Here is a 22838-nt window from a genome sequence, read left to right as displayed (position 1 = left end):
TATCATTACCGAAGCCTACGGGCTTCGGTGAAGGATCAATATCCATGACGATGCCTACTTCTCTTTGTCCTAATCGTATGCAAGTTCACTCTATTCATCAGGAAACACCTGAAGTGTGGACGCTAAATTTAATTAATCATGACTTTTATTCTTATAAACCAGGTCAATTTGCACTGGTGAGTATCAATAATAGTGATGAAACAATGCGCGCTTATACCATTTCATCTTCTCCGGGATTAAGCCCATTTATCACTTTAACCGTTCGTCGTTTAGAAAATGGCGTGGGTTCAGGTTGGTTAACATCACAAGTAAAACCGGGTGATTATCTTTGGTTATCTGATGCTCAGGGTGAATTTACTTGTGCAGGTAAAGAAGGTGCGCGCTATTTAATGTTGGCGGCAGGATGCGGTGTTACACCCGTTATGTCGATGACACGTTGGTTGTTAAATAATCAACCTAAAGCAGATATTACAGTTATTTTTAATATTCGCGAGCAAAGCCAGTTTATTTTTGAGAAAGAGTGGATCGAATTAGCAAATGCATATCCATACAATCTCAATTTTATCATGATGCCAAAATTGCCTGATAATAAAGGGTTATTTAGCGGTCGCATTTCTCAAGAAAAATTAGCCGCATTAGTCCCTGATATTGCGAGTCGTACTGTCATGTGTTGTGGCCCAAATAGCTATATGGAAGACACAGGACGTTTTGCAAGAAATCTTGGCGTACCTGCTGAGAATATCTTTATGGAACGTTTTGGTGATGAGCCTGTTTGTGTTGATGAAAACGAACAATTAACCATGACTATTCGCCATCCATTATCACAAATTAAAGTTCCTGTTGGTGTAACTTTATTATCAGCAATGGAAGAAAATAAAGTTCCTGTTTTTGCAGCTTGTCGTGCAGGAGTTTGTGGTAGTTGTAAAACGCGCATCGCGAGTGGTGATTATGATGTCAGTAGTACCAGCACATTAACGGCTGAAGAGATAGCTCAAGGTTATGTCTTAGCATGTAGTTGTCGTTTAAAAGGAGATGTTGAGCTCGCTTAACCTCTTTTTATTAAGTATTTCCTTCTATTTTCCTGTTTTTCTTACCCTGTTAATTTATTAACAGGGTTTTTTATGCCTATTCCTCCCATTAAAAAAACGAATAATCTGGAAAATGCTTCCCTTTATTTTAAATTAAAGACAGCTTTTATTTATTCAGAATAATAAAAGTATTGGAAATGATGACTCATTAAAAATATATTTTAGTTAGTGGGGAGTTTCCTTATAAACATTCTGCTATTATTTAAATTATTGACTGGGTAAGGGGGGGTATATGAAAAAATTGTTAGTTATTTGTTTATTTAGTGTCATGTTATCTGGCTGTGAAAAACCTCAACAAACCCTTGATGGCTCTAATGTAGAGTCACTACGTATCTCAATTGTTGAAATGCGTAATTCTCTCCCTCTTGATGAACAATCGCGTTTTGATGAAGCAATAGAATTAGCTATTCTGAATGATATTAATTTTAATGATTTAGTTATCGCTGGGCGTCATAAAAATGCGGATATTATCACTCGTAAAATGTGCCAATCATTAGATGGTAAAACGGTAAAAGAGATATTTTTGCAAGCAGAAGAAATAAGAGTACAAAAATTAGCATTTAAATAATCAATTAATAAACAGATTTCTTCTTAACTATACGATTTTAACTTTCGTAGGAAAGCCTCATTTCTTTTTTATATATTGGTTTCGAATGGAATTATATTATTTAATTGTATGATGAATGTGATGGCTATTTTTCAATAGAACTTAAACAAAATCGTTATCGTGCTTTTCATTATATTGTGAGTGGTTATAATGCGCGCCGCATTCGCAAGAAAAGTGCAGTATCTCGTTAGGCGAGGCTCCTATACAAACACAGGTTACTGATCTGACGACGTCGAGAGACGCCCAAGATTAGGACAGGATATATCGACCGAAGGTATATCCCCATGTAACTTCCAGTATTCATCGGATACGTTGTATAGTGCTAAAACCGAGACGTGTAGATAGCTTTTGCATTCTCGCTTCTGGTTTCGCCCCTATGGAGAACTGATTTGCTAAACACAAACAGTAATAGGGAACCACAAAAATGAAATTCAATACTCAAAACAAAATGGATGCTGTATTAGTTGCAGATGCATCCTTAAACACACCTCAAAACAACTCAACTCAAGACCAATACAATCGTTTAAAAGATGATGCAACGGTTAGCGCTTATATGAGCCAGTCTTATATTGCTGTTTCTGTCGCTGATTCTGTTGAAAATGTGAAAGCTCAATTAGTTAATGATTTAAAAGATGAATTAATTCCAACCTATTTATATGTGGTGGATAAAGATAATTATCTAAATGGGATTTTGCCCGTTAAATCATTATTAACAGCTGCGAATGATCTGTTTGTCTCTGATGTGATGCGTCAAACCTTTTTTTCTGTCTCACCAGAACAGAATCGACATGATGTTTATCAACTGATTAGCCATAGCGGTTTAGACAGCGTACCGGTGATGCATTTTGGAAAGTTAGTCGGTGTTTTACGTCCTCAAGATATTGCTGAATTAATTGAAGATGAAAATACACTGGATGCACAAATGCAGGGTGCAACTTCACCTTTAGAGCAGCCTTATTTAGAAACCAGTCCGGTGACATTATGGCGTAAACGTGTTGTGTGGTTATTGATGCTGTTTGTGGCAGAAGCGTATACCAGTACGGTATTACATGCTTTTGAAGACAGATTAGAAGCTGCAATTTCATTAGCTTTCTTTATTCCATTGCTAATTGGTACAGGCGGAAATAGTGGTACGCAGATCACCTCAACATTAGTACGTGCTATGGCATTAGGGGAAGTGAGCTTACGTAATGTTTGGTCTGTATTAAGAAAAGAGATAACCACATCCATAATGGTCGCACTGACTATGGGTATTGCCGGTTTTGTGCGTGCTTGGTTCTTAGGTGTGGGTATGGAAGTGATGATTGTTGTTGGCTTAACGCTCGTTTCAATCACTGTTTGGAGTGCGATTGTTTCGTCTGTTATTCCAATGGTATTAAAGCGCTTAGGTATCGATCCTGCGGTTGTTTCAGCACCGTTTATCGCGACTTTAATTGATGGTACAGGTCTTATTATTTACTTTGAAATCGCATCTCATGTGATGAGCGAGTTTGCTTAAGACAATCCCATATATTTATTCTCAAGATAAAGCCGATGTGACTTAATCAACACATCGGCTTTATTTTTATCTACACGAGTTCGCGTTCAATAAATTGTAAAATCGCCTGACAGTGGCGACAACGGTATTGTGTTTCTCCGCGTAATACTTTGTTATGACGGCGAATAGTGAGCTGGTGTTTCTCTTCACAATGGCAAGCATAAGGAAAGGTCTTAGCTTTAACGGCGCTGACATCAAAATGATGAGTACGTTTAGCTGAAACTTGTAATACTGTTTCCATCATCCATTTCCACTCTTTCCCATGAGGCGCTACACGACCAAAATGGCGATTAACTAATAAATGAGCTAATTCATGAGGAATAACTTCTTCAATAAAATTCTGTTTATTTTCAATCAATAATGTAGGATTAATACGGATTTCCCAATTTGCATAATAGGCACTGCCTGCAATAGTTCCTCTCTGATTATAATGTAGAGTAGGTTCTGGGTAATTTGTATTAAGATAAAGATTAGCCTGCTGCAATTTTTCACGCAGTGTTCGCATAACGCTTTGCACTAAGGCGATGGGGACTCTTACCGTTTTCATGTTACAGAGCATATAGCGCCTTATACAAACACGCAATAAAAAGAAAACTTGCACAATATATAAATTAACATATTATTAAAAAGTATATTGATTATGGAGTTTACCATGACACAACGAGTTCAACCTGATTTATTAGATGCAATGAAATTGGCGGCTAATGAAGCGTCTAGTATGCTTAAGACGCTAGGAAATGGCGATCGCCTCTTATTATTGTGTCAGCTAAGTCAGGGCGAAAAAAGTGTGAGTGAATTAGAAGAGAGTCTAGGTATTCGTCAACCGACACTTTCTCAACAGCTAACCGTTTTGCGTAATGAAGGGTTAGTGAATACTCGTCGTGATGGAAAACGTATCTTTTATTCTATTGCTGATGAAAAAGTTCTTGTGCTACTCAATACGCTTTATCAGCTTTATTGCCCGATAGCAGGTTAATTTATGAATATAGATTGGGTTCACTTTACGCCTTTAAGTGCGGCAATTGGTGGGCTTATGATAGGTGCAGCTGCCGCCATTCTACTGTTATTTAATGGTCGCATTGCAGGAATAAGCGGTATTTTAGGTGGTGTGTTATCAACAAAACAGCAGGGAAATGGTTGGCGTTGGGCATTTTTACTTGGCATGCTAATCGCACCTACACTGTTTTATTTTTTTGATAAACCTTTGTCGCCAGTGATTGAAACGTCACCTTGGATGCTAATTATTGCTGGGGTGCTGGTGGGAGCAGGCACTCGTTTAGGTAATGGTTGCACTAGCGGTCATGGCATTTGTGGGTTAGCACGATTATCACGTCGCTCGATGGTGGCAGTTCTCGTCTTTATGGTGACTGCATTTATTACCGTTTATATTCAGCGCCACGTAATAGGAATAGGAGGCTAAGAAAATGACCAAGTTTGTTGCTTTTCTTTGTGGTCTTCTATTCAGTGCAGGATTGATTGTTGGTGGAATGAGCAATCCGCAAAAAATTCTGGGTTTTCTGGATATCACGGGAAACTGGGATCCCTCTTTATTGATAATTATGGGGGCAGGATTGGTTGTCAGTGTAATTGGTTACCAATTAACACGCCGTAGTCAACAAAGTATTTTAGCGTGTCCTTTAAATATTCCGACCAATAAAGTGATTGATAAACCATTGGTGTTGGGTAGTGTATTATTCGGTCTTGGTTGGGGATTAGCTGGAATTTGCCCAGGTCCTGGTTTGGTATTAGCAGGTGCTGGGTTTTATCAAGGTATTTTATTTGTCCTTGCCATGATTGTGGGTTGGTTGCTCGTTGGGTTTTTTCGTAAAACGCAATAATGACAACTTACTATCGCAATATTAGCGAAAGCGTTAAACGGGAAGCCAGTGCTTCCCGTTTGTGTATTTAATACATTTAAACATTATTTAAAGTCAGCATAAGGAATAAGAGGATTTGGCGGTAAATCTAAATCACCATTCCAACCATCAAATGAATAACGTAAGTACATTAATGCATGACTTGGGGTATAGTTTTTTGCTTGTTGAATATCAATAGCTGCACCAATAAACCAATGTGGTGTAATTCGATGTTCAACTAATGCTCTTGCGGTATAACCAAAACCATTGCTGGAGTCTCCTTCATCAACAGCGTCACGCTCTTGATAATAAAGTCTCATCATCTCTTCTCGATCCTCAGGGCTAAGCCCATTCATATAGCGATTGAATTTATCGGGAGAAATGAGATTTTGTAAAGGATAGCGCTTTCTGTCATCTGTTTGGGAGTAAGACCAAGAAAGAGAGCCTGATAATTCCCAAGACCAATTTTCAGTGCGTTCACGATAATTAATTGGAACCCCTAAAGAGACATATTTTTGAGGACTATAATAACCACCTTGACCTAAAGTGTATCCGCTTAAGTCTTTATCATAATGCCAAAGCATTGTGCTTAACCCGACAGAAACGCGGCGATTGTTCTCATTGATAAGTTTATAATAATAGCCACCCATTCCTCGAATACTGCTATTATCTTCAACGTTTTTACCCGTCAGTTTATCAACAGAAACTTCGCCCCAATAACCGTCTTTTCCGCCTAAGTCATAGCTTCCACTTAAACGAACGCCAGTTCTTCTCACTCCGCCCCATGTTTGGTTAGTCCAAATATCTCGTTGACCAGCAAAAGCCAGTTGCGAGCTATTAACTGGACGACGGTGAACATCAAGTGTCCAGCCCACATTAAAAAGATCATAATTATAGGCGATTTTACCAACCCAATCAGTTACCTCGAAACCCAGTGGTGTTGTACCAAGATCCCATTGCCATTGGCCATTTTCCCAGCCAATTGCAGGGCTAACACCAAAGGATTTTTGTTCTAGCGGGAAACAACCCGTGCGATAGCAAGTCCCAAATTTAGAGTCATAAGGTGAAGTACCCAGTTTGCCACTGCTGAGATTAACTAAATCTGCCCGCCAAAAGAAACGACCATCATAAACAGGGTGATCGAGTTGTAACATTGTGGTGTGAGCGCGTAGTTTCGAATAGCCTTCGCTACCACTAGAGCCCCAATAATCATGTTCAAGAGTAAAACGCCACTCTTGTTGACGATAAAGAGAGTGAGCATCAGCTCGTAAGCTTCGAGATAGCCAGTTATCTTTTTCGTCATTACGCATTAATGTGGTGTACTCAATATTATCTTTTGGCAACCTATCTGTTATTCCATCCTTGATCATCGCTTGTTGGTAATAATAGTGAGCTTGTTGACGATGTTGCTCATCACGTTGAAAACGAGCAATATCGCGTAATACTAAAGCATCAGCACTGTCTGGCTCCGTTTCAATTTGTTGTGCCAAGTAAGCAAAATAGTGTTGTGCTTTTTCTGTATTCCCCACCTCTTTTTCTGCATTGGCAACACGTCTAATAGAGTTGCTATTAAACTGGTTGGGTGAAAGTGTTTCTATTTTCGTAAGATAGTATTTTGCCTGTGCTTGTTGCCCTTGTTCCAAGGCAATATCTGTTGCGCCTAATAATGCCGTTTCATTGTTAGGCTCTAGATTTAAAGCGGTATGGTAATAACTTAAAGCTTGTTCAAGATTATTTCGCTCTTGAGCCCAGTTCGCTAATAGTAAATAAGTCTGAATTTTTTGCTCTGGTGGAATATGAGCAAAAAGGTAATCAACAGCCTGTTGTTCTTGTCCTTTTGCGCGTAGAGACTCTGCGTGCGCTAATATTTCACCAAAACGTAATCGACTATCTAACGCTTTCATACTCTCGCTACGCTGAGACAAAGGAATTGTTTTTAGCGTATCAAGTGCTTGAGTTTCTCGTCCTGTTTTATTGAGATATAGCGCATAGGCGTAAAGACGAGATGGATCATTAGGGAGGCGGTGATTTAGTTGATTAAAATACTCTTCAGCTTCAGAGTCTCGTTGAGTTATTAATAAATCATCAGTAAGCCGATAAATATTCCAAACATCATTAGGATAATCTTTAGCAATTGCTTTACGTTTTTCAATCGCACTAAAGTATTGCTCTTGATGCTCATCATCAGCGGCTAAATCTTGTCTTATGCCAGAGATAATATAGCCATAATCTTCTGCCAAATTTTTATATTGTCTTGGCGTTAAACCATTAATAAATTGTTGTGCTTTATCATGTGACTGTTGGCGATAAAGTTTTGCGAGGCTATGTAACGTCGCAGGGTGATTGGGTTGATATTTTAAAGCTTGTAAATAATGGCTTTCAGCAACATCCAACTCGCGTTGTGCAACGGCAATGTCACCTAAACCAATATAAGGCTCGCTTTCATAAGGGCTTAACTTATTGAGTTGGTTAAAATATCGTTCAGCTAATTCATAATCTTGTTTTAAGAGCGCTTCATCACCTTTTGAAAGCAGATGCCAATATTGATTAGCCTGCAACATGGATCGCCATTGACCGCTATTATCATGGTTGGGTGATAATTTCAGCGCTTGTGAAAGATAATAAATAGCCGCACCACGCTGATTTGCGCGAGAATAACGTACACCTAAAGCACCTACAACATCCGCATTATCAGGTTGTTGTCGTGCTTTTTGTTTTAAGGTCGCAATAGGCAGAGAGGCAACCTCTGTTTTAGGTTTTACAGAGGAAGCCGTACTGGTTGTGCCTGTTGTAACCACTGATTTTATTGTGGATTGTTGCTGGTAGAGACTCGCTATTTTCTCATTCTGAGGATATTGGCGATAAATATGATCCAGTCTATCAACCTTATCATCATGAGAAGATTGCATAAGCACTTGAATATATTCCAGTGCTAAAGTCTCATCCGGTGGCATTCCTCGATAAATTTCATCGTATAAATTGAGTGCATCATCATAGCGCCCAGCTGTACGGTAAAGCTGGGCTCGCTGTAATTTTTGCCGATTAACATCCGTTGTCAGTGATAAGGTTTTTATTGCACGTTGATATTGCTCTGATTGAGGAAACTGAGTACCTAATTGAGTAAATAACTGTTGTGCTTTTGCATTATCTTTCTGTTTAACGGCAAACTGAATTTGCATTAATAAGATATTAGGATCATTGGGTTTAATTAACGCTAAACGATGCAACGATTGAGCCACTAAAACTTCATTTCCCGTGGATGTTCCTAATCTCACTTGCTCTTGTAAAAAGGCTTCCGTTGTCTCTTCGCTGGCTTGCGTGACAGGCAAAATGCCTGTCAGCAAAAAGAGAGCAATAACAGAGTGGCGATGTGTGTGACTAAATTGCCACATAGCTTAATCCTTAGCCGCTAAACGACGTTGGCTTCTTATTTTCATTGCTCGCCAAATAAGAAGAGAGACAAGAATAATGCCGATAATTGCCGCTAAACCAAGCCATATAGGGTGAGATGCAAACACATACCAAACTTCTTCCCACCAAGGTAAATAACCGACGAAATAAGTGTCACCCACACGTAAGCTATTTACGCCAGATTCTCTGACTAATACCACTGAACCATGCATAGCATCACGTTTACCGCTATCACTGATTGCCTCATTTAACAGTTTGTAACCTTGTGTACTATCGGCTAATAGTGCGATAACGCTACGTTGTGAAAAGAATGGAGATTGGAAACCAATAATTGCACCCATTGATCCTTTAGACGTCAGGGAGATACGGCTATCAGGGCGTTTATCAGTCGGTTGATAACTTGTGTGGCTAAAGATACTGATCTCACGAGAAGGCAGAGTGATTTCACTACGTGCTTTATCAATCAGTACATTCATCTGTTTATCATTATTTAATGCTGGTGGAATTGTGCCGATAAGCAGCAGATCCGCATCTCTTTTTTGTACTTCTTCTAATGAATCAGTTAATGAAACATTCAGTGCTGGATAACCTGTTTGAGCACCGATATTCCCCGTTGAAATTAATAGGGTAGATAACTGCGTTGGTGAAGGTTGTTTATTAACAAAAATCAGGGTTTCAGACAGATCCGCATAACGGCTAAATGGGAAACCAGCATGGCTGTAAACGCGTAAGTCAGGCAGTGCAATATAGTGTCGATAATCACCAGTGAAATTAAAACTAGATAAATCATCAATTGCCACTGCATTTGGAACCGGTTGATAAGTAATACATTGATCTAGTGAACCACCCGGAATTGGGTTGGTGTAATCAAAGGCAAATGTGATTTGGTTACGTTCACCCAGTTTTACTGCGGGAATATTCAATAAATTCTTATGCTCAATCCAACCTTGAATAAGCGGTAAATAAGCGATAACGAGATTATCTTTTTTATCTTTCTCAAGAGGATAAGCTTTAATGAAATGGTCGTTTACTGAGATAGACATACGAGAGTCATCTTGAAATGCAGGTGCGGTATAGCGATAACGCAATTGCATTTGTAATCCCGTATTATTAAACATAAAGAGATCAGGCGGTAACGTCATATTCAACGTAATAGGATTCGGTTTTAATCCGCGAGATTGCAACTGACCTTCATAGTCTTGTAACGTATTAAAATAGATAGGTTTATTCAGCTGTACCCATTTTGGCGCATCATAAGGCTCTCGAGGGATCAATTTTTTTACTTCATTAATTGTAACGACATTTCCTCTAAAAATAACTTGTCCACGGGCTATTCCGTTTACGGCAGTGATCAAATCATTATCATCACGCCCCATAATAAGAAGTAATTTAATATAAGGATTAGTTGGATGTGTCAGCATTTCGATAGTGGGTGCTTTAACATCAGGATGTTGTTTTAAAAATGCCGGTTTTTGTTTATTAGTTGCAAAAACAATACTGTGTTGATTTGGCAACGCATCATAATAAACAGGATAATTTTGCTTACGCCAATCAACTTGAGTACCAAACCAAGAAGAGAGTATAGCTGCCGCTTTCTGTTGGACTAGATTAGGCGACTGATTGAACACCATCGGCAGTGTTAATTCGCCAAAATCACGACTGTCAAAAAATGGCTCTGGGAAGTGCGCTAATTCATTACCTAAACGGAGTGATTGAAAGGTTAAATTCAACTGACTGCTTTTACTCACATCAAGCCAGAGTGTGGTATTTGCTTGGTTCTCACAAATTTCACGATAATGGCCAATAAAAGAGAGTTTTATATGGTTAAAATCTTGAATAAATAAGGGATCAATTGGTATCGTAATTTGGTTTTTCTTACCTAAATCTTCCTGTTTTAAGGTAATAACTCCCATTAATTCATCATTTAAATAGACATTAAGATGAGATTCCACAGGAAGGAGTGATGGAGACGGTGTAAATTCTAAATCGAGAGTCGCTTTTGAAATATATTCATCACTACGTACACCAAATTCTAAATAGCCGTCAGGGCTAACACCGGTTAAATGAATAGCGCCATAACTAGGTGCTGTCTCTGAAAATCTTAATATTTTCTGGCGAGCTGAAGGTGTGATATCAGCAGAAGGCAGTTGTGCATTTACAGGCACTGCTTGAGAAACAACTTCAGGAGCCGCTTCAGTTATTGTAACAGGTGGCGCTGAAATATTGGTTTGCGCTTCTTGCGTTTCATCTCCATGAACTGAAGAAGTGAGCATAAATAAGGCAAATATGAGAAAACGTTTTTTCATTATTGTTACCCATGATCTTATTGTTTATTAATAAATTCCCAGAAAACTGAGTTTTTCCTTCAAGACTGATGAAATATTTGTGAAACATTTACGCGTTGAGGGAGTAACGATGAAAGCCACAGCAAAAACAAACCGAGTAAGCGAAAAGTGGCGTAAATAAAGTAAGGAGCACGTTTTAATAAGGTGTTATAACCTTGCATGCTGATAAAAATGATGTTCTTGAGACTACTTAAAGGTCTGTCGGTTGGAAGTTCATTTTGCCAATCAGCCCAAGTATCGGCTCGCTCAAAAGTACACGCAGTAAATTCGATAGCTTTTTGCGTTGTCATTTCAAGAAGTTGTAACCCAATAATTTGCCCATCAACACGTGAAATATTGGCTTTAAAGGCGTGTTCACGCTGATTTTCACTGAGTAATAGAGTGATACTTTCATTTGGAGAGAGTGAAAGTATGACATTATCAGGTAATTGAATGGCACAGCTATTATCAGAAAAATCATAGAGATAACAGCGATAGAGAGAGCCATTATTTAACAGCAACATGGCAGGAACTTTAACGCGAACGCGAGGGAAACGGCGTTGTTGCTTTGTTTCGACAGAAACTGCAATAGCAACACCCAGTAAGATAAGGTTATAGCAAACCCACAATAAACACATCACAACAGCCCAAGCTTCATCAGGATCGCCTGTTGCAATGCGCCAAAAGGCAAACAAAATACCCAATAAATTTAGGTTGAGAAAGAGTAAGTAAGGGCGGTTAATTCGCCAATCGACAAAACCTTCTTCCATCACGCCACCTTTGCCAGTAACGTTGAAAGTCCCTTTATGAGGAGAGAAAAGAGTACTCAACACTGGGCGAGTGGTGTACCACGCCAAAATTGTTTCATAAACTTCACCCCAGAATGAGTGGCGATAAGCGCCTTGTAACTTCGCACTTGCGAGTGAAATATGGATCAAATACGGTACAACATAGAGGGCGATGGCAACCGCAGGTGCATAAATGATATAGGCGTGGAAAAAAAGAAACGTCAGTGGTGCAAGTAAGAAAACCATCCGTGGAATGCCAGAGAAAAAGTGCAACATAGCATTTAAGTAACAAAGACGTTGTGGCAGGCTCAAACCTTTACCAAAGAGTGGATTATCAAGTCGGAATATTTGAACCATTCCTCTTGCCCATCGAATGCGTTGGCCTATGTGCGCGGATAATGATTCAGTCGCTAAACCTGCGGCTTGTGGAATGCGAATATAAGCTGATCTCCAGCCATGACGGTGTAAACGTAATGAGGTATGCGCATCTTCTGTAACTGTTTCAACAGCAATACCACCAATTTCATCTAATGCAGTACGACGTAAAACGGCACACGAGCCGCAGAAAAACGCTGCATTCCAAGTGTCATTTCCATCCTGAACTAATCCATAAAAGAGTGTGCCTTCATTCGGCGTTTCACGGAAATTATCTAAATTACGTTCAAAAGGGTCGGGTGAGAAAAAATGGTGCGGTGTTTGCACCAAAGCCATTTTTTCATCTTTTAAAAACCATCCCATCGTAAATTGTAGAAATGAACGTGTTGGAATATGGTCGCAGTCAAAGATAGCGACAAATTCACCAGAAGCGAGAGTTAAGGCATGATTGATATTACCTGCCTTAGCAAAATCGTGTTTTTCTCGTGCGATATAACGAATACCCACTTCTTGAGCAAACGCCTTAAATTCAGGGCGGGAGCCATCATCAAGCAGATAAATAGTAAGCTTATCTTTAGGCCAATCTAAATTTAAGCTGGCATAGATGGTGGGTTTAACAACTTGTAGATCTTCGTTATAGGTAGGAATGAAAATATCAACGCTTTGCCATTGCGTAATGTCTTCAGGCATAGAAACAGGTTTTCGATGCAGTGGCCAAATACATTGCATAAAACTGAGGAATAGCACACACCAGGCATAAGTTTCAGCCAATAAAAGCAGTAAACCGCAAAATAAGCTGAAATTATCAATCCAATAAAGGGTTGATTGATAACGCCACCAAATATATCGACATGCAATTGTCAGTGCCAACATAACCATTGCAATTGAAGAGAAACGCCCCGGAATATCACGGATAGCTAAGGCAACTAACCAAAGAACAATCACAAAAACAAACTGGAACGTAAGATCAAACGGTTGAGTAATACTGAGTAAAATAAAGAAAATGGCAAAAATAGCGATAACGGAATAGAGAACATACTGCCAAAATGGCGTGGTTTTTTTCTTATGTTCAATGATGTCAATCGCGATAGGAGTGACATGAACAAAGAGTTTTTTGTATGTTTTTCGAATATAGGAAATCAGTTGTGTGGGTTTTTTAATCAGCAAATGCGCGACATAATGACAAGCTAGCCAAATGCTTTGCAACAAATAGCGTATAGGATCGAAAACTTTAGGGCAACGGGGATCGATATGAGGATATAGCTCTTGTTGTTTTCTGGCAATTCTCCGCCAGAAAGGGGATTCCATCCGTAAAAAAAGCCACATAATGCCCATAAATAGCTCGCAAATAATAGCCGCGCTACGAGATGCACCGTTATGGCGATAAAACTTGTAGTAACGAATAAGAATGTGTTGTGTCACATTCTTTTCGACTTTTTTCGTGGCATCGTAAGATGATGGCATTATGGCTGTCCCTCTTTCCTCTCAAATAACGAAAAACACCATTGAGCGAGTTGCGATATTTCTTCTACTAACATGCAATTAGCTCGGTAATCATATAAAGGTAAACGTGAGGCACACGCCTCTAATGAGGCTTCATCTCGATGAAGAACGACAGGGCATAATGGAAATGGCGTCGTTTGCCAAAATTGATAAAAATCTTGGTGAATTTGGCTGGTGGCACGAAATTGGTTAATCAGTACGTATTCATTTTCGATAAATTCGTGTTGATTAAGGCGAATATGACAGTTGCTTTCTGCCATTGCCACGGTGAAAAAAATATCCGCTTTTTCTATCCAAGATGTGAAAAGAGCATCTTCTGTGTGCTGTAAATCCATTAAAATAATGGCATCAGGGTGTAGCTGAATAAATGTCGTTAAAAAATGGGTAAGATGTTGTTTTGCTGAAAATGATAATTGTAAGAACAAATTATCCTTTGTATTAACCAAACCAAAAGGTAACACTTGGTAGTGTGGTCGATAGTAAAAAATACTCTCCTCTATTGATGTCTCTGCTAATAATGCCTGACTTAATGTGGTATTTTTTTGCTGTGCTGGAAAATAAAAAGACAAAATATTTTCAGTGCAATTATCAATAATAAGCACTTCTTTATTTTGTTGATTAAATTGTCGAGCAAGGGCAATTGCCGTGGATGTTGTACCCACTCCACCTCGAAGCCCTTTTAATACAATAAGTGGCATAGTCAGCCTCATTTAGTCATATAATGAAATGCATTAAGTAATGGCCAGCGATAAATAAGCTCACTATTTACTTCTTCTTTATTGATATCCTGATAGTGATAGTTATTTAATGAAAATAATTTTTTTAGTTTATCAATGTCCTTATTTAGATTATTTTTTTCTATTTTTATATTTGAGTTAATAAAAGTTTCATTTTTCATTTTAATATCCTCTGGATAAAAGAAAAATAAATCTCTATCGAAATTAAAATCTCGATAAAAATAGGGGGTAATTAATAATGCTTTCTGTTTATTTAAACCACCTATTTTAGAATATGCTTTAAAATACATTATTTCAATTACGTAAAAACACATAAAATAGATATTTATTATCTTATTTTTATAAATTATGGCTATTGATTTTCTTTTTACATTTATATTTTCTGTTTTTTTTAATTTCGTCTGTTAAATAATAACGGAAAGAGTTTAGCTACAAAATAAAGCAATAAAAAGAAATGTAAATTAGCTGTTTATAACAATATATTAAATTGTTCGAATCTGATGATCATATTTGTATGTTGATCTGTATCATTTTTCATATAAAAATCATTATATTATAGTCTTTTAATGATTGTTTTTGTGTTTATGTTGAGGCGTTTGTTTACTTATTGCTACTTATGTTTATTAATTGTTATTCGATGTTGTTAATGTGTATTTTGTTTTGTTTTTGTTTCGAAATATAAAAATAAGATAACTCTGTGTTTCATTATTTAATGTAAATAAATCATCATTTTTAAAAATAGACGCTATTATATAAATAGAACGTTGAGTATTTTGTTTTTGAATCCAAATTAAATAAGTTGGATTTCGTAATTGTTTTTATTTTATATAAGAGGTCAGTGTTTTCTGACTAGGTTTTCTTTTTCGTTATTTTTTATTTAAGGGTTTTTACTTGGTTTTAAATAAATATTCTCTTATATGATCGTTTAGTAGTTAATTAAATATCAGAAGTAATAAAAAGACAGATATGAGTAATCATATAACTGTTGAATTGGATTTATTTATACTAAAGAGTAGGAAATCAAAATGAACAAATCTAATACAACCCAGTTCGATTTTTTACATTACTGGCATGGGTTGGGAGCATGGAATTTCTATTTTTTACTAAAGTTTGTTTTACTTTGGTATGGTTATTTAAATTTTGATGCTTTTAGCAATTTACTTTTTCTTGCCTTTTTATTGTTCCCATTACCAAAAAATATTTGGCATAAAATGCGTAATTGGGTCGCTATCCCAATAGGGATAATATTATTTTACCATGATACTTGGTTACCCAGCTTTTCAACGATTCTTGCCCAAGGTGGACAGCTTAAACAGTTTTCCTTTGATTACCTTGTTGAGTTAACTGTTAACTTTATCAATATCAAAATGATAGGTGTCGCCTTTATTTTGTTAGTGGGCTACCTTTTTATTGAACAGTGGATGAGGGTATCCGTTTTTATTATTGCGGGGGTGTTGTGGCTAAATCTTGGTGGGTTTACTCATTTTTCTCAAGGTGTGGTGCCTGCCGTTTCTGCTAATTCTTTCACACAAGAAAGTAATATTAGTACAGAAAAAAACACTGTAGTAGTCAAAGCGCCTGAAGTATTACCAGCATCAGTTGAACCGCAAGTTTCCCCTGAAGTTGTACCAACGAAGGAAGTAGAGACTGCATCTATTAATACCGTTTATCCACCACAAAAACTGAAGGTTAATAATAAGGTATTGGATGATTGGCTAACACAGTTTTATGGTTATGAGAAAAAACGTACAACACCATTCCCTGCGCAGTTAGCAGCCAATGCTCAGCCTTTTGATATCTTAATTATTAATATTTGTTCACTTTCTACTGCTGATGCGGCGGCGGTTGGGCTGCAAGAGCACCCTATTTGGGGTAACTTTGATGTGTTATTTAGTCACTTTAATACCGTATCTTCTTATAGTGGTCCTGCATCATTAAGATTATTACGCGCAAGTTGTGGTCAGACTCACCACTCTGATTTATACGATCCCGCAGATGCACAATGTTTGCTGATGGATAATTTATCGTCATTGGGATTTGCCAAGAAATTGGTTCTCGACCATAACGGGAAGTTCGGTAATTACCTCAAAGAAGTTCAGCAACTCGGTAATCTTAATATCGCCTTACAAGATCAAGAAAATCTTTCTCATCAAATTACCGCATTTGATGGCACCAAAATTTACAACGATAAGGAAACATTACAACGTTGGTTGCAAGCGCGTGAACAGTCTAATGAGAGCCGCTCTGTGACCTTTGTGAACTTGGTGTCATTACATGATGGTAACCGTTATGTAGGCGAAAATAGCACCGCTGATTATGGTAAACGCGCCTCTACATTGCTTGATAACTTAGATAGCTTTATGAATGAGCTAGATAAAAAAGGAAGAAAAGTGATGGTGGTGATTGTGCCTGAGCATGGTGCTGCGCTACAAGGTGATAAGACACAAATGTCAGGGCTAAGAGATATTCCAAGCCAAAGTATTACTACCGTTCCTGTTGGTATTCGTTTCACCGGAATAAAAGATAGAGCACAATTTTATCCTCCTGTGATTGTCGATGAACCCAGCAGCTATTTGGCTATCTCTGAGTTTATTTCTCGTAATGTGAATGGTGATGTCTTTAACCAATCTATTATTGATTGGAATGCATTAGCCAGTGAACTTCCTCAAACTGCCAATGTTGCGGAAAACCAAGCTACGGTTGTGGTTGATTATCAAGGGCAGTCTTATATCAAGTTAAATGGAGGTGAGTGGATTAACTACCCTAATTAACTTTTTATAGGAAACAGTTTCATCATAAATCTATGTTCTCGTTTTCTCCTATTGAGACCCCCGTATGATTGCGGGGTTTTTTTATGAGTTTTATAAATAGAAGCCATAAAAAAACCACATCTATTAAGATGTGGTCTTATCAAAATCAATAACGTGATGTTCTTGGCAAGAGACTTATTTTAAGCCTGCTGCTTCACGTAAGATTTCAGCTTTATCTGTTGCTTCCCAAGGGAATTCAGAGCGACCAAAGTGACCGTAAGCAGCCGTTTTTTGGTAGATAGGGTGCAGTAAATCTAGCATTTGAATTAATCCATAAGGACGTAAGTCAAAGAATTCACGCACTAACAGAATCAGTTGTGCTGTTGGGACTTTTTCAGTACCAAATGTTTCTACCATAATTGATGTTGGCTCAGCCACACCGATTGCGTAAGAAACTTGAATTTCACAACGATCTGCTAAACCTGCAGCTACGATATTTTTAGCTACGTAACGAGCAGCATAAGCGGCTGAACGGTCAACTTTCGATGGATCTTTACCAGAGAAAGCACCACCACCGTGACGAGCCATACCGCCGTATGTGTCGACAATGATTTTACGACCGGTTAAACCACAGTCGCCCATTGGTCCACCGATAACAAAACGGCCTGTTGGGTTGATGAAATATTTAGTTTGTTCATTTAACCATTCTGCTGGCAGAACAGGTTTAATGATCTCTTCCATCACGGCTTCATGCAGATCTTTTTGTGAAATCTCTTCAGAATGCTGAGTTGATAATACAACTGCATCAATACCAACAACTTTATTGTTGTCGTATTGGAAGGTAATTTGGCTTTTCGCATCAGGGCGTAACCAAGGTAAAGCACCGCTTTTGCGGACTTGTGCTTGACGTTGAACTAAACGATGAGCATAAGTAATTGGAGCAGGCATTAATACGTCAGTTTCGTTGGTTGCATAACCAAACATTAAACCTTGGTCGCCAGCGCCTTGCTCTAATGGATTTGCACGATCAACGCCTTGGTTGATATCAGGTGATTGTTTACCAATCGCACTGATAACTGCGCAGGAATTAGCATCAAAGCCCATGTCAGAACTGGTGTAGCCGATTTCACGAACAGTGTTACGTGTAATTTCTTCGATATCGACCCAAGCTTTGGTGGTAATTTCTCCGCCTACCATAACCATGCCTGTCTTAACGTAAGTTTCGCAGGCAACGCGTGCTTTTGGATCTTGTTCTAAAATTGCATCCAGAACAGCATCAGAAATCTGATCTGCAATTTTATCTGGATGACCTTCTGAGACTGATTCAGAAGTAAAAAGGTGTGTAGTCATTATATCTCGTTACCTTAATACAAACGGTTTAAGGATGGATGTTTTAACATCTAGACGTCTATTTTATGACTCTTCTCTCTTTAATTCCAGCTTTTTTTAATCAAATATAGGGATAAAGTAGAATCAAACAGTTAATCTTATTTTTGTTGCTTGCTATTTTTGTATCAAGAAAAGAGAGATTAGAGAAAAAAAAGTTTTTTGTACTTTTTGCTTTGCATTTTTAACTAACTAAAGGTATAACCTCGCGGTTACTGTGAAATCTGAACACAGTGTAAACCGCAGGATTTCTGATCCTGTTTCTCTGTTAGGGAAATGGCTTATAAGTTTAAGCCATGTGTGGAGTGAATGGGTAATGATCCATTGTCTACAGGTTAGTCTTTTCAAAAACCAAAACAGTACTCGCCAATACTATACACGTAGTATATCTAGAGTAATTTCCTCTTTGAGCTCTTTCTCTTTAGAGCGAAGTTGTCTGTTACTTGCCAATAGGTGATTGTGTTAACTCGTTATAGGTTAACTCAAGAACTTTCTACTATTATGTCCCGCGTATAGCTGGATAATCATATAAAAATATATAGTGAGCCATTACTTCCAACTGTTATTTATCAGTCGTTTCAGATTTTTGTCGGATAATTGACTACTATGGTGACAGGCAAGGTATAAACTCATACTCCCTAAGGAGAATGTCATGAATGATAACATCGCTCGTAAGATGCAGCAGACCTATAACATTGCATATTGGGGTGGCGGTTACTATTTAGCGAATAATCGGGGAAATATTAGCGTTTGTCCTAATCCTGATGTTCCTAATGCAACTTTTGATTTAACCGAATTGGTTAAACGAGTTCAAGAAGAGCAATCGAACCTGCGTTTACCTGCGCTTTTTTGCTTTCCTCAAATACTACAACATCGTTTACGTTCGATTAATGCTGCGTTTCATCGCGCGCGTGAATCTTATGGTTATAAAGGTGACTATTTTTTAGTTTACCCAATTAAAGTTAACCAACAACGTCGTGTTATTGAGTCATTAGTCAATGCAGGAGAGCCTTTAGGTTTAGAGGCTGGTTCTAAAGCAGAATTAATGGCAGTACTTGCTCATGCCAATATGACAAGTTCTGTGATTGTTTGTAATGGTTATAAAGACCGTGAGTATATTCGTTTAGCACTCACTGGTGAAAAACTTGGGCATAAAGTTTTCTTAGTCATTGAGAAAATGTCTGAGATTAAAATGGTTCTTGAAGAAGCTGAACGTTTAGAAGTTATTCCACGTTTAGGCGTTCGCGCTCGTCTTGCTTCTCAAGGTTCAGGTAAATGGCAGGCAAGTGGTGGTGAAAAATCAAAATTTGGTTTAGCCGCGACACAAGTTCTGCAATTAATTGATATGTTACGCCAAGCTGACCGCTTAGATAGCCTGCAATTACTGCATTTCCATTTGGGATCACAAATGGCGAATATCCGTGATATCGCAACCGGTGTTCGTGAATCTGCACGCTTCTATGTTGAACTGCACAAACTGGGCGTGAATATTCAGTATTTCGATGTGGGTGGCGGTTTAGGTGTGGACTATGAAGGTACACGCTCACAATCTGATTGCTCTGTTAACTATGGCCTTAACGAATATGCGAATAACGTTATTTGGGCGATTGGTGACGCGTGTGATGAAAATGATTTACCACATCCAACCGTTATTACTGAATCAGGTCGTGCATTAACAGCACACCATACAGTATTAATTTCTAATGTAATTGGTGTTGAACGTAATGAATTTACGGCAATTACACCACCTGAAGATGATGCAGCAAGACCGATTGCAAGCCTTTGGGAAACATGGGAAGAGATGCAAACTAAAGGGCATAGCCGTTCATTACGTGAATGGTTACACGATAGCCAATTAGACTTACATGATGTGCATACCCAATATGTTCACGGTATGTTAAGTCTGACAGAGCGTGCATGGGCAGAAGAGCTGTATTTGAATATTTGTCGTCGTATTCAGTACGATTTAGATCCAAGCAATCGTGCCCATCGTCCTATTATTGATGAGTTACAAGAACGCATGTCAGATAAGTTCTATGTTAACTTCTCATTGTTCCAATCTTTACCTGATGCATGGGGTATCGACCAGTTATTTCCTGTATTACCGATTGAAGGGCTAGATAAACCGCTTGATCGTCGCGCAGTGCTACTCGATATCACTTGTGACTCAGATGGTATTATTGACCATTATGTTGATGGTGATGGTGTTGAAACAACGATGCCAATGCCAGCTTATGATCCTGAATATCCACCAATGATCGGCTTCTTTATGGTTGGGGCTTATCAGGAAATTTTAGGCAATATGCATAACTTATTTGGTGATACGGCAGCGGTTGACGTTTACCTTGATGAAAAAGGTAATCTGACTTACGTGCAAAGTGAAGAGGGCGACACGGTTGCTGATATGCTTCAGTACGTTAAGTTAAATCCTACCGTGCTGTTAGATCGTTTCCGCACCCAAGTAAAAAATGCACAGTTAGATGAAGCGTTACAAGAGCAATTCCTGACTGAATTTGAAAGTGGTTTATACGGTTATACGTATCTGGAAGAAGAAGAGTAATTCTTCACTTTCCAATGCAGGAGTGATGTTATTAAACATCACTCTTTATCTATCATATTGATTTGTATGTTGCTTATTTTAAATAAGCAACAGAGGTAATAGCATGAAAAATAGTACGTTAGGTAATGAGACTGATAATTCATTGATCTCTAATGCATTTGGTTTTTTACGTTTTCCACTGAATTTTCAGCCTTATAGCAGTGATGCAGATTGGGTTATTACAGGTGTGCCTTTTGATATGGCAACATCAGGTCGTGCAGGAACTCGTCATGGACCAGGCGCTATTCGTCAAATTTCAACGAATTTAGCGTGGGAAGGTAATCGCTGGCCGTGGGATTTCGATATGCGTGAACGTTTAAGCGTTGTCGATTGTGGTGACTTAGTGTTTAACTTCGGTGATGCACAAGATATGAGCGATAAATTACAAGCTCATACAGAGAAGTTATTAGCCGCAGGTAAAAAATGCTTAACGTTTGGTGGTGACCATTTTGTCACGCTGCCTTTATTACGTGCCCATGCAAAACACTTCGGTAAAATGGCATTAGTTCATTTTGATGCGCATACCGATACTTATGGTAATGGCAGTAAATTTGACCACGGTACTATGTTCTTCCATGCACCAAATGAAGGATTAATCGATCCTAACCACTCTGTTCAAATTGGTATTCGTACTGATCATGACAGTGATAATGGTTTCACTGTATTGGATGCAGCACAGGTTAACGATCGCGGTGTGACTGATCTCGTTGATCAGATCAAAGGTATTGTTGGTGATCTCCCTGTTTATCTGACTTTTGATATCGACTGTCTTGATCCTGCGTTTGCACCAGGAACAGGAACACCAGTTGTAGGCGGCTTAACAACAGATAAAGCACTGAAGATCTTACGTGCATTACAACCGTTAAATATTGTCGGCATGGATTTAGTTGAAGTTTCTCCAGCTTACGATCAATCGGATATTACAGCACTTGCAGGGGCAACCATTGCTCTTGATATGTTGTATCTGCAAGCCGCAAAAAAATAATTTCTGTTAATTTCAGAAAATAAAGACAAAGCGATATCTGTTAGGTATCGCTTTTTTTATGTTTGTTTTTTGAAAAAAAGAACGCTTTTTTATCTTGATGATTGTCTGTTATAAGTTACACTTTATTTGTAATTTATAAGCGACAATCAAGTGACTTGGCAATAGGGATAGCAAATGCCATATAAAATAGTACGTTATCAAGATAATAATCAAAAAGTACCCTATACGGATTGGATTAAGAAATTAAGAAAACGTGATCCTCAAGCAGCAGCAAAAGTAGAAGTACAAATATCACGAGCCTGTGTCGGTAATTTTGCTGATCATAAGTTTGAAAGAGAAGGTGTTTGGGCTTTACGGATTAATTATGGTCAAGGGTATCGAGTTTATTACTCTGTAGAGAATGGGCTTATAATTCTCTTATTAGTTGGAGGTAATAAAGGAACTCAGCAAGCAGATATAGACAAAGCAGTGAGTTATCTTAAAGATTATTATGTAAGGATAAAAAATGACAAATAAAATAGAAAAAATGAAACAAAATAATATCCCTGCATGTATTGATCATGATGCTGAATTGATCAAAGAACTGCGAGAAGATCCTGTTTATGCAGAAATTTATTTACAGACAGCATTAGAAGGTATCTATGAACCTGGAGGCGTTGGTGCGTTTCTTATTGCATTACGGCAAATAATCGAAGCTCATGGTGGTGTAGGTGAAATAGCAAAAAAATCAGGTCTTTCTCGACAGCATATTTATCGAGCATTATCTGAAAATGGTAATCCGACTTTAACAACACTCACAGAAATAACACGAGCAGTGGGTGTTAGGCTGGCTTCTTCTCATTGCATTTAGAAAAATAAACCAGAAAGTATCGTATTAATAATAATGCCCTGT

General features: G+C 38.1%; 18 protein-coding genes and 1 riboswitch. Of the genes, 11 read left to right on the top strand and 7 right to left on the bottom strand.

All coding sequences use genetic code 11. The features are described 5' to 3' along the window. Positions 1-44: 44 nt before the first annotated feature. From hcr to mgtE, 3 genes are all read left to right on the top strand, one after another. A complete protein-coding gene (gene hcr, locus D7029_RS13945) occupies positions 45-1049 on the top strand; it encodes an NADH oxidoreductase (RefSeq protein WP_194950967.1) in 1005 nt (334 codons plus the stop codon). Between the two features lie 271 nt (positions 1050-1320). After that, positions 1321-1656, top strand: coding sequence for a DUF6694 family lipoprotein (locus tag D7029_RS13940; RefSeq protein ID WP_088494896.1), 336 nt, complete (start codon positions 1321-1323; stop codon positions 1654-1656). Positions 1657-1871: 215 nt separating this feature from the next. Beyond that, positions 1872-2043, top strand: a riboswitch (M-box (ykoK) riboswitch). A 76-nt stretch (positions 2044-2119) separates the two neighbouring features. After that, positions 2120-3193 carry a magnesium transporter gene (gene mgtE, locus D7029_RS13935; RefSeq protein WP_088494897.1) on the top strand — a complete coding sequence of 358 codons (1074 nt, stop codon included), beginning with the start codon at positions 2120-2122 and terminating at the stop codon, positions 3191-3193. Between the two features lie 70 nt (positions 3194-3263). Here mgtE and D7029_RS13930 read toward each other — a convergent pair whose 3' ends face one another. Further along, the gene (locus D7029_RS13930; RefSeq protein ID WP_153050569.1) at positions 3264-3779 is read right to left on the bottom strand and encodes a SprT family zinc-dependent metalloprotease; all 516 of its coding nucleotides are present in this window, start codon (positions 3777-3779) and stop codon (positions 3264-3266) included. Between the two features lie 105 nt (positions 3780-3884). Between D7029_RS13930 and D7029_RS13925 the strand changes: the two genes are divergently transcribed. Genes D7029_RS13925 through D7029_RS13915 form a run of 3 tightly spaced genes read left to right on the top strand, consistent with a single transcriptional unit; the run spans position 3885 to position 5070 of the window. After that, positions 3885-4208, top strand: coding sequence for an ArsR/SmtB family transcription factor (locus D7029_RS13925; protein ID WP_036912417.1), 324 nt, complete (start codon positions 3885-3887; stop codon positions 4206-4208). A 3-nt stretch (positions 4209-4211) separates the two neighbouring features. After that, positions 4212-4652 (top strand): YeeE/YedE family protein, encoded by a 441-nt coding sequence (locus tag D7029_RS13920; protein ID WP_194950966.1) that lies wholly within the window; start codon positions 4212-4214, stop codon positions 4650-4652. 4 nt (positions 4653-4656) lie between these two features. Beyond that, positions 4657-5070 carry a DUF6691 family protein gene (locus D7029_RS13915; protein WP_194950965.1) on the top strand — a complete coding sequence of 138 codons (414 nt, stop codon included), beginning with the start codon at positions 4657-4659 and terminating at the stop codon, positions 5068-5070. An 83-nt stretch (positions 5071-5153) separates the two neighbouring features. Here D7029_RS13915 and bcsC read toward each other — a convergent pair whose 3' ends face one another. From bcsC to bcsR, 5 genes are read right to left on the bottom strand one after another with little or no spacing between them, the layout of a single operon-like run. Continuing rightward, positions 5154-8480 carry a cellulose synthase complex outer membrane protein BcsC gene (gene bcsC, locus D7029_RS13910; RefSeq protein WP_194950964.1) on the bottom strand — a complete coding sequence of 1109 codons (3327 nt, stop codon included), beginning with the start codon at positions 8478-8480 and terminating at the stop codon, positions 5154-5156. Positions 8481-8483: 3 nt separating this feature from the next. After that, entirely contained in the window at positions 8484-10805 is a 2322-nt protein-coding gene (bcsB, locus tag D7029_RS13905) for a cellulose biosynthesis cyclic di-GMP-binding regulatory protein BcsB (RefSeq protein WP_194950963.1), read from the bottom strand. 59 nt (positions 10806-10864) lie between these two features. Then, positions 10865-13450 carry a UDP-forming cellulose synthase catalytic subunit gene (bcsA, locus tag D7029_RS13900; RefSeq protein WP_194950962.1) on the bottom strand — a complete coding sequence of 862 codons (2586 nt, stop codon included), beginning with the start codon at positions 13448-13450 and terminating at the stop codon, positions 10865-10867. Continuing rightward, positions 13450-14187, bottom strand: a complete 738-nt coding sequence (locus D7029_RS13895; protein ID WP_194950961.1) for a cellulose synthase operon protein YhjQ/BcsQ — start codon at positions 14185-14187, stop codon at positions 13450-13452. The genes bcsA and D7029_RS13895 overlap by 1 nt, the downstream gene beginning before the upstream one ends. 8 nt (positions 14188-14195) lie before the next feature. Further along, entirely contained in the window at positions 14196-14516 is a 321-nt protein-coding gene (gene bcsR, locus D7029_RS18935; protein WP_228766691.1) for a cellulose biosynthesis protein BcsR, read from the bottom strand. A 735-nt stretch (positions 14517-15251) separates the two neighbouring features. Between bcsR and bcsG the strand changes: the two genes are divergently transcribed. Continuing rightward, positions 15252-16997, top strand: coding sequence for a cellulose biosynthesis protein BcsG (bcsG, locus tag D7029_RS13885; RefSeq protein WP_194950960.1), 1746 nt, complete (start codon positions 15252-15254; stop codon positions 16995-16997). A gap of 174 nt (positions 16998-17171) precedes the next feature. On the opposite strand, the gene metK is transcribed toward bcsG, so the two are convergent. Beyond that, a complete protein-coding gene (gene metK / locus D7029_RS13880) occupies positions 17172-18326 on the bottom strand; it encodes a methionine adenosyltransferase (RefSeq protein WP_194950959.1) in 1155 nt (384 codons plus the stop codon). A gap of 688 nt (positions 18327-19014) precedes the next feature. Here metK and speA point away from each other — a divergent pair. From speA to D7029_RS13860, 4 genes are all read left to right on the top strand, one after another. Continuing rightward, positions 19015-20922, top strand: a complete 1908-nt coding sequence (gene speA, locus D7029_RS13875) for a biosynthetic arginine decarboxylase (RefSeq protein ID WP_088494907.1) — start codon at positions 19015-19017, stop codon at positions 20920-20922. 103 nt (positions 20923-21025) lie between these two features. Next, a complete protein-coding gene (gene speB / locus D7029_RS13870; RefSeq protein WP_036912424.1) occupies positions 21026-21946 on the top strand; it encodes an agmatinase in 921 nt (306 codons plus the stop codon). 174 nt (positions 21947-22120) lie between these two features. After that, positions 22121-22462 carry a type II toxin-antitoxin system RelE/ParE family toxin gene (locus D7029_RS13865; RefSeq protein WP_194950958.1) on the top strand — a complete coding sequence of 114 codons (342 nt, stop codon included), beginning with the start codon at positions 22121-22123 and terminating at the stop codon, positions 22460-22462. Then, a complete protein-coding gene (locus D7029_RS13860; RefSeq protein ID WP_165122740.1) occupies positions 22452-22796 on the top strand; it encodes a DNA-binding protein in 345 nt (114 codons plus the stop codon). The genes D7029_RS13865 and D7029_RS13860 overlap by 11 nt, the downstream gene beginning before the upstream one ends. The last annotated feature ends 42 nt before the right edge of the window (positions 22797-22838 follow it).

It is taken from the genome of Proteus vulgaris, from assembly GCF_016647575.1.
Lineage (GTDB): Bacteria > Pseudomonadota > Gammaproteobacteria > Enterobacterales > Enterobacteriaceae > Proteus > Proteus mirabilis_B.
Note: the sequence above shows the minus strand (reverse complement) of the source record. Positions and strands in the feature narration are given on the sequence as shown.